Source organism: Amycolatopsis sp. SID8362, from assembly GCF_010550475.1.
Lineage (GTDB): Bacteria > Actinomycetota > Actinomycetes > Mycobacteriales > Pseudonocardiaceae > Amycolatopsis > Amycolatopsis eburnea.
This window is the reverse complement of record NZ_JAAGNB010000246.1, coordinates 1-8,100: the sequence shown is the minus strand read 5'-3', so window position 1 is coordinate 8,100 and position 8,100 is coordinate 1. Positions and strand designations below refer to the sequence as shown.

8 protein-coding genes and 2 pseudogenes are annotated in these 8,100 nt (G+C 71.1%); all 10 read right to left on the bottom strand.

What is annotated here, in order from left to right; genetic code table 11:
- Positions 1-302, bottom strand: a pseudogene (locus G3I65_RS08500) (hypothetical protein); the annotation flags it as partial.
- A gap of 46 nt (positions 303-348) precedes the next feature.
- Positions 349-843: a HEAT repeat domain-containing protein gene (locus G3I65_RS08495; RefSeq protein ID WP_160695603.1), complete on the bottom strand. Its 495-nt coding sequence runs from the start codon at positions 841-843 to the stop codon at positions 349-351.
- A 32-nt stretch (positions 844-875) separates the two neighbouring features.
- Complete coding sequence (gene hisS / locus G3I65_RS08490) at positions 876-2,165, bottom strand: histidine--tRNA ligase (RefSeq protein ID WP_160695602.1); 1,290 nt, start codon at positions 2,163-2,165, stop codon at positions 876-878.
- Positions 2,166-2,191: 26 nt separating this feature from the next.
- The gene (locus tag G3I65_RS08485; RefSeq protein WP_160695601.1) at positions 2,192-2,581 is read right to left on the bottom strand and encodes a hypothetical protein; all 390 of its coding nucleotides are present in this window, start codon (positions 2,579-2,581) and stop codon (positions 2,192-2,194) included.
- A 577-nt stretch (positions 2,582-3,158) separates the two neighbouring features.
- Positions 3,159-4,319: an amidohydrolase family protein gene (locus tag G3I65_RS08480; protein ID WP_160695600.1), complete on the bottom strand. Its 1,161-nt coding sequence runs from the start codon at positions 4,317-4,319 to the stop codon at positions 3,159-3,161.
- A 1-nt stretch (position 4,320) separates the two neighbouring features.
- Positions 4,321-5,436 carry an MAB_1171c family putative transporter gene (locus tag G3I65_RS08475; protein WP_160695599.1) on the bottom strand — a complete coding sequence of 372 codons (1,116 nt, stop codon included), beginning with the start codon at positions 5,434-5,436 and terminating at the stop codon, positions 4,321-4,323.
- Positions 5,433-5,954 carry a hypothetical protein gene (locus tag G3I65_RS08470; RefSeq protein ID WP_160695598.1) on the bottom strand — a complete coding sequence of 174 codons (522 nt, stop codon included), beginning with the start codon at positions 5,952-5,954 and terminating at the stop codon, positions 5,433-5,435. The genes G3I65_RS08475 and G3I65_RS08470 overlap by 4 nt, the downstream gene beginning before the upstream one ends.
- A complete protein-coding gene (locus G3I65_RS08465; RefSeq protein ID WP_125307300.1) occupies positions 5,951-6,355 on the bottom strand; it encodes a helix-turn-helix transcriptional regulator in 405 nt (134 codons plus the stop codon). Before G3I65_RS08465 ends, G3I65_RS08470 begins: the two co-directional genes overlap by 4 nt.
- 307 nt (positions 6,356-6,662) lie before the next feature.
- Complete coding sequence (locus G3I65_RS08460; RefSeq protein WP_160695597.1) at positions 6,663-7,115, bottom strand: flavodoxin family protein; 453 nt, start codon at positions 7,113-7,115, stop codon at positions 6,663-6,665.
- A pseudogene (locus G3I65_RS08455) lies at positions 7,115-8,100 on the bottom strand (phospho-sugar mutase); the annotation flags it as partial. The gene G3I65_RS08460 and the pseudogene G3I65_RS08455, both read right to left, overlap by 1 nt.

Genomic DNA, 8,100 nt, shown 5'->3' with positions numbered 1-8,100 from the left:
GCGAGGAGCTGTTCCAGCCGCCCGGCGTCGGCCGCGGTGCCGGTCTCGCCGAGACCCGCGACGGCGCCGAGGGAGATGGGCAGCGCGCGGTAGCGCGCGGCGGGGTCGCCGCCTGCCTGGCGGACGAGGAACTGGGCCATCGTGCGGACCGCCGACGAGCGGTCTGCCAGGTGGGCTTCGACGGTGGCCTGGTCGACGAGCGTCAGCGCGCGCATGCGGACCTTCGGCGGGCCGGCGTCGAGCAGCTCTTCGACGAACTCGCCGCGGTCGAGCAGCGCGTTGCCGCACAGCGCCCGGACCACGAGGTCGCGGTCCCGCCGGGCGATGCGGCGGAGGCGTTCGCGGGGATCAGGTCGAGCGCTGTTTCGTGGGCCCAGCGGCGGCTTTCCGGTCTTCCAGCGCCAGCGCGGCGTCGAGCAGGAGCGGCAGGTTGTCGCGGAACAGATTGGTCATCCAGCCGTCGACCTGCCGCCGGCGCAGGACGCCGATCAGGGGCAGCAGCTCGCGGAGGGAGCGTTCGTCCAGTTTGGACAGCGCGGCTTTCCGCGCCGCCTCCCGGACGGGCTCCACCCAGTCGACGCAGCGGATCAGCAGCAGCGGCAACGCTTCCGGATCGTCGCTCGCCGCCAGCCGCTCGACCGCGGCCTGCCGCACCCACCCGCTTCCGTCGCAGGCGGCTTCCGCCAGCACCTCGCGCCGGAGCCGGCGGCCGAGGTCGGCGGTGCGGAACCGGAGGGTGGGCCGCCACCAGCGCCGCACGGCGAGGTCGAAGTCCGCCCACCGGCGGACGTCACCCCCGGCGAGCGACTCCAGCTCCTCCTGCGACAGCGGCGAATCGAACACCCCTTCAGCGTGGCAGGGGTGTCGAGCCGATTTCAGGCCAGTAGCGCCTGGACCGCCGCGGCGGCGTCCGCGATCGCGACCGGGTTCTGCTCGCGCGTGGCCAGGCTGCGGACCGTCACGTTGCCGGCCGCCCAGTCCTCCTGGCCGACGATCACGACCGCGGCCGCGCCCGCCTTGTCCGCGCGGGTCAGCTCCTTGCCGAGCTTGCGGTGCTCGATCGGCGTCGACGTCCGCAGGCCCGCCGCACGCAGCGACCGCGCGACCGTGCGGGCTTCGTCGGCGAGGTCCTCCGTCACCGGGATGACCATGACGTCGACCTCGCTGCGCGGCGCCGGTGTCAGGCCGTGGGTGGTGAGGAAGTCGATCAGCGTGACATCGCCCATGCCGAAGCCGATCCCCGGGATCTGCTGCGGCGTGAACATCGACGCGAGGTCGCTGTACCGCCCGCCGCCGAACAGCGCGCGGCGGTTCTCCGGCGAGGTGTCGAAGACCTCGAACACGGTCGACGTGTAGTACGCCAGCCCGCGCACGATCATCGGCTCGTACTTCACCAGGTCCTTGGCACTGCTGTTGAGCACCTTCACCAGGTTCGACTGTTCCCGGACTTCGGCGGGGATCTCGTCGAGCAGTGCCTCGCCCATGTCGAGCGTCTCGGCCAGCTTTTCGAACTGCTTGTCCGACAACCCGATCTCGCCGGCGCTCTCGGCGAGCTTCTCCCGCGGGTACTTCTCCCACCGGTCGACCAGCGCGAACACCTGCGCGAGGTGGTCCTCGGACACCCCCGCGACGTCGGTGAGCGCCGACGTCAGCAGGTTCCGGTCGTTGACGCGCAGCACGAACATGTCCGGCGTCGCCCCGAGCGCGGTCATCAGGTCGTGCACCAGCTCGAAGATCTCGATCTCACAGTTGGCGCTGTCCGACCCGAAGATGTCGGCGTTGATCTGCCAGTGCTCCCGCACGCGCCCGCGCTGGGGCGCCTCGTAGCGGTGGCAGTTCGGGTGGCTGTACCAGCGGACGGGGAAGGAGAGGGACTTCGCGCTCCCGGCGATCATCCGCGCCACCGACGGCGTCATTTCGGGGCGCAGCGCCAGCCGCCGCCCGCCCTTGTCGGTGAGGGTGTAGAGCTGCTTGTCCGCGATCTCCTGTCCGGACTTCCGCTCGTAGATCTCGGCGGACTCGAGGATCGGCCCGTCGTAGCGGAGGAAACCGCGGCGCTCGAGGACGTCGTAGAGATGACCGAACACCTGGGTCCGCACGGACATTTCGGCGGGCAGGAAGTCCCGGGTCCCCTTGTAGGGCGCGGTCGGCAGGTATTCAGGCACGTCCTCAAGCTTAACGACCGGGTTCGTCAGGCGAAGGCGACCCCATAGGCGGTGAGCAGCATCGCGGCGGCGAGGAGGAGCGCGCCGGTGGTCGTGACGCGGCTGCCGAGCTTGTTCCGGTTCGGGAGGAGGTGGAGGAAGAAGCCGCCGGACTGGGCGAGGATGCCGAAGAGGAGCAGGAAGCACGTGGTCCAGAGGGTGGGGTCGGTCAGTGCTGTGCGGCTGAGGATTTGCAGGGTGACCAGGGCGAGGACCAGGAGGACGCCGGCGTGGGCGTGGCCGGCTCGGAACATCGCTCGCTGGTGGTCGGTGAGTTTGCGGTCTCTCAGGACGCCCATGAGGGCGTAGCCGCCGTACATGACGGTGGGGAGTGAGATCAGGGCGATCACCGTGAAGAGCTGGGTGGGGCCGTGCATCGGGGACTCCTCGGGTTGGGTGGCGCTTACTGTAACACTGTTTTAAAACGCTGTCATCGAACTGGGCATTCCCCGATTGGGGAGGTGGGGTGGTGCGAACGGTCCGTTCGCGGTTAGAGGGAGAGCGACCGATCATGTCAGAGGTGGAACGATCGGTCTTTCCGGGGAGAGAACGAACGGTCTTGCTGGGTTGCGGGATAACGACTGGTCGGGTCACAGGGAGAACGACTGGTCAGGCTTCAGGAAGAACGACCGGTCGTGCTACGTCGAGAACGACCGGTCTTGCTGTGGCGAGAACGAACGGTCCCGCCTCGCGCCGGCAGAACGACCGGTCGTGCCGGAGAGGGAACGACCGGTCGTTCCCGCGCTGGCGGAACGACCCGTCGTTCCGTAGGGGAGAATGACCGGTCCCTCCCTGTGCTGGCGGAACGACCGATCATGCTGCAGGGAGAACGAACGGTCTCGCTACGGGAGAAGGACCGGTCACGCTGCGCGTTGGCAGAACGACCGGTCGGGCTGCGGGGAGAACGACCGGTCGGGCCTGAAACAGAACGACCGGTCACCCTGCAGTCTCGGGCTACGTGGCGGCGCGCCCCTGGGCCAGCACCAGCAGCGGATTACGCAACGCGCCCAGCGACGCCAGCGGATCCCCCTCGACAACGAGCACGTCCCCCGCCAACCCCGCCTCAAGCCGCCCGGTCACTTCACCCAAACCGAGACCCTCCGCGGAATCGCACGTCGCGATCTCCAGAATCCGCCGCCGCGAAAACCCGAGCCACTCGTACAACTCCAACGCCCCCACCGGATCGTCGAACACCGACCCCGGCAACCCCGCGTCCGTCCCGGCCAGCAACCGCACCCCGTGCTCCTCCAGCCACGGCAACCGCCCGTACATCGCCGTCGCCGCCGGCTCGCCCAGTTTCTCGACGATCACCCGCCAGTTCCGGCTGCTCGTCGAACAAGCCGAAATCCCCGCCGCGGCCATCCGCGCGGCCACCGCGTCCCGCCGGTCGAACGTCCGCGGTCCGGTCAGGAAGCTGCAGTGCTCCACCGTCGACACCCCGGCCGAAACCGCCGCCGCGATCGCGTCCGCGCCGTGCGCGTGGGCCGCCACCGGCAACCCGTGGGCAGCCGCGTGCGAGACGATCACCGAAAGCTCCCGCGAGGAGAACTGCGACTCCCACATGTCCGCGCCGCCCTCGGTGATCTGGCCGCCGCTCGCCATCACCTTGATCACGTCCGCGCCCGCCGCCGCGTTCGCGTCGATCAGCGCGCGGATCGACGCGTCCGAAGTGACCGCGCCGCCGAAGAAGTGGCAGTGACCGTCCGGCACCGTCAACGGCGGGCCCGACACCAGCAGCCGTGGCGCCACCTCGCCCGCGAACGACGACCGCACGGCCGCGCCCAGATGACCCCGGTCGCCGAGGTCCCGGACCGTCGTCACACCGCTGCGCAACATCGACGTCAAGCGCGAACGCGCGTCCGACAACGGAAATTCGAAGTGCGCCAGCATCTCCCGCGACGCGTCGAAAGCCAGGTGCACGTGGGCGTTGAACAACCCGGCCAGCGCGGTCCCGGTCGGGAAGTCGTGGCGAACCGCGTCCGGGGCGGCCTGCGCGACGACGTCCGCCCGCGCGCCCGCCGCCACGATCACGCCGTAGCGGATCAGCACGGCGCCGTCGCGCACCGGGGCCGACGGGCGGGGCAGGACCCGGCGGGCCGTGATCAGCGTGTCCACGTCACGACTCCAGCGCCGCCGACAGCGCGAGCAGCGGCCGGACGTCGGATTCGATGTCGTCCGCGTGGGCCGGCAGGACCTGCTTGGCGCGGCCGTCGTTCTCCTCGCCCGCCGCGTGCCGCGCCAGCGCCGCCTTCAACGCGGCCGCCGCGGCGGCCGGGTCCGTCGCCACCGTCTCGCCGAAGTCCGCCGCCAGGTACGGCGACAGCTGGACCAGCCCGTCCCGGATCTCGATGACCCGCCGGTAGTGCACGCGGTGGACGCCGCGCGGGGAGAACCGGTCGCGCCGCGGCGGTGTGCGCAGGACGATGCTCGGGAAGGCGTGGACCAGCGCCGTCCACAGTGGAGCGAGGGCCTGGTGCTCGCGCCGGTGCTGGCGGCGGCGACGCAACGCCGAAAGCCGCGCCCGCACGCCCGGGTAGGTGACGCCGGCCAGGAACAGCACGCCGCCGATGATCACGAACGGCACGCCGAGCAGCAGCAGGACCTTCACCACCGGTCCGAACGCCCACGCCACCACGACGTACAGCGCGCGGAAGATGCTGCCCGCCGCCGCGGCGGCCATGCCGATCGCGCTCAGCTTGAGCCCGATCCGCAGGTTCCGGTCGGCCACCTTGAGGTACCGCAGGATCCACGCCGAGCATGCGATCAGGCCGTAGATCAGGTACACCCCGGCGCCGAGGTAGAACAGCGCGATCCCGCTGTCGTGCACCGTCGACGGCCCCAGCGGGAGGCCGCGCAGCTCCGGCGGCGTCACGGCCATCGCGACGATCATCAGCGTGATCGCCGCCACCAGCGGTACCAGCTCGGCCGTCACCCGGCGGTACCGGCGGGGGCCCAGCGCCGAGCCGAGGAAGAAGACCACCAGCGCGCAGATGCCGCACGCCAGCAGCGCGTTGTTCGCCACCCGCGCCGCGCCGCGGCCGAGGAGCGCGTCCACCTCGTCGGAGATCGCCGTCTGCTGCAGCAGGAACGCCGCGGCGAAGCCGGCGACGCACGCCGTCACGGCCCAGTTCGGCACCGTCGGCGCACGCGTGACCTGGTAGATCCGCCACGCGAGCGCGGCGGCGAACAGCACCAGTGCCACCACGTTCACCGGACTGAAAAGTGTGCTCACAACCACCCTTGGTGATCGCCGAGCGCCCCCTGGATCCGGCGGAGATCCCGGTCCGCGGCGCGCCGCGGGATCGTGTAGTTCAGGACCGACGCCCACTCGAGGATGATGGTCGCGACGGTCTCGGCTTCCCACTCGTGCGCGTCATCGTAGGACGACCGGCGCAGGGCGCGGTGCACGGCATCCGGGTCGAGGTCCGGGGCGGGGCCGCGCAGGAAGTCCGCCGGCTCGGCGTCGCCGTGCGGGTGGTGGTCGGCCAGCATGTGGCCGAGCTCGTGCAGGATGATGTGGTCCTGGTGCGATTTCGTCGTTTCGGCCTGGTAGAAGATGTAATCCGCGGACGACGTCGCGATCCAGCAGCCGAACGGGCCGGGCACTTCGAGCGGGTACGCCATCAGCCGGATCGGCTTGCCGCGCTGCTCACCCAGCCGCGCGCACAGCACCTCGACGTCGAGCGGGGGGCCGATGTCGAGGTCCTTGAGCAGTTTCCGGCACCGGCGGCGCAGCTCCCGCTCCTTCATCGCGCGGCGTCCTCCGGGTTCCGGCCCTCGCGTTCGGCCCGCTCGTAGCGCTCGACGAGGTCCAGAAGGTCCATCACCTGACGGCGGCCCTGCGGCGACAGCTCCTGCGCCCGCATCGCCATCAGCTGGGCCTCGCCCGCCGGGGGCGCGGCCGCTTCCTCGTCGAAGAAGTACGTGACCGGCACGCCGAACAGCCGGGCCAGCGCTTCGACGTAGTGGATCTTCGGGTTGACCCGCTTCCCGGTCGCCAGCTGCTGCAGGTAGGCGGGCGACATCGCCGGCCCGCCCGCGCGCTCGACGGCCGCGGAGATCTCCCGGTAGCTGTGCGGCGCGCGGCCGTCCAGCCGCGCCGCGTCGATCAGGGCACTCAGCCGTTCCGCGAAGGTGCGTTCCCGTGCCATCCCCGCCCCCTAGGTTTCCGCCGTGAAAATTCTAGCCGGGAAACCACTGTACGCACACGTTGACAGCTATCGTATGCAGTGGTTTACAGTTGGCACGCCTCTCGTCCGGCGATCCGTGCCCTGGGGGTGTACGGAACGGCTGGACGAGGGGCTTGTCGCGCCTCCGGCTCGTCATGATCGGCGGTCTGTAGTACGCTGCACAGGCCAAGGTCGATCGCCCTCGGGAGGATCCCTTGGCCACGGCCTGTTGCCGGAGGTCGACCCCCAGGGCTTCCGGTGACAGGCCCCCTTATTTTCCGGGTTTCCCTCAGTCCAGCAGGGTCGCGGCCAGCGTGCCGCCCAGTTCCACGCACGCATCCAGCGTCTTTTTGTCCGGTTCGCCCGTGCTGATCACCGGCGCCGCCGCCTGGGTCCACGCCAGGCCCGTGGTGATGGCGCGCAGCTGCCGTTCGGTCCCCGACGTGTCGCTGCCGCCGTGGATCCAGTACCCGAACGGGCGACCCCGCGTCGTGTCCAGGCAGGGGTAGTAGACGGTGTCGAAGAAGTGCTTCAGCGCGCCGCTCATGCTGCCCAGGTTCGCCGGCGTGCCCAGCAGGTAGCCGTCCGCTTCGAGGACGTCGGGGACGGTCGCCGCCAGTGCCGCGCGGCGGACGACCTCCACCCCCTCGACGTCCGGGTGCGTCGCCCCCGCGAGCACGGCCTCGAACAGCGCCTGCGTCGACGGCGACGGCGTGTGGTGCACGATCAGCAGCCGCGGCATCAGGCGAGCAGCTCCTCGACGTCGGCCCGCACCGCCACCAGCCGCTCCTGCGCGGCCCCGCGCGCGTCCGCGAGCGAGCCGGTGACCGGCGCCACCACCTGCAGGTACGCCTTCAGCTTCGGCTCGGTGCCGGACGGCCGGATCACCACGCGCACGCCGTCGCCGGACAGGCGCACGACGTCCGCGTCCGGCAGCAGGTCCTCGAGCGCGACCTCGGCACCGCCCAGCAGCGACGGCGGAGACTGCCGCACCTTCGCCATCAGCTGCCCGCGGACGGCGAGGTCGGTGACGCGCAGGGAAACCTGGTCGGTCAGGTGGACGCCGTGGCGCTGCGCCAGCTCGTCGAGCACGTCCAGCGGCGTGCGGCCCTGCGCCTTGAGCTGCGCGGCGAGCCCGGCGGCCAGCGTCGCGGCGGCGATGCCGTCCTTGTCGCGCACGAAACCCGGGTTCACGCACAGGCCGAGTGCCTCTTCGTAGGCGAACACCAGCCCTTCGCCGGCGCGCACCAGCCACTTGAACCCGGTCAGCGTCTCGGCGTAGCGGGCGCCTTCGGCCTTCGCGATCTCGCCGAGCATCGACGACGAGACGATCGTGGTGGCCACCAGCGGGTCCGGCAGCAGCGTGCGGTCCACTGTGGACAGGACGTACGAGCCGAGCAGGACGCCGGTTTCGTCGCCGCGCAGCATCCGCCACGAACCGTCGCGCTCGCGCACGCCGAGGGCGCAGCGATCGGCGTCGGGGTCGAGCGCGATCGCCAGGTCGGCGTCCACATCGGACGCCAGCGCCAGCAGCAGGTCCGTGGCGCCCGGTTCTTCCGGGTTCGGGAACGACACCGTGGGGAAGTCCGGGTCCGGAGTGGACTGGGCGGTCACCAGGTGCAGGTCGGTGAACCCGGCCCGCTCGAACGCCGCGCGCAGCGTCTCGGCGCCGACGCCGTGCAGCGCAGTCGCGGCCACCCGCACCGCGCGCCCCGCGCCGAGCGGCA

Bases quoted from the DNA above. Each gene is read 5' to 3' on its own strand.
- G3I65_RS08485 (WP_160695601.1), bottom strand. From the start codon at position 2,581: ATGCACGGCCCCACCCAGCTCTTCACGGTGATCGCCCTGATCTCACTC.
- G3I65_RS08470 (WP_160695598.1), bottom strand. From the start codon at position 5,954: ATGAAGGAGCGGGAGCTGCGCCGCCGGTGCCGGAAACTGCTCAAGGAC.
- G3I65_RS08465 (WP_125307300.1), bottom strand. From the start codon at position 6,355: ATGGCACGGGAACGCACCTTCGCGGAACGGCTGAGTGCCCTGATCGAC.
- G3I65_RS08460 (WP_160695597.1), bottom strand. From the start codon at position 7,115: ATGCCGCGGCTGCTGATCGTGCACCACACGCCGTCGCCGTCGACGCAG.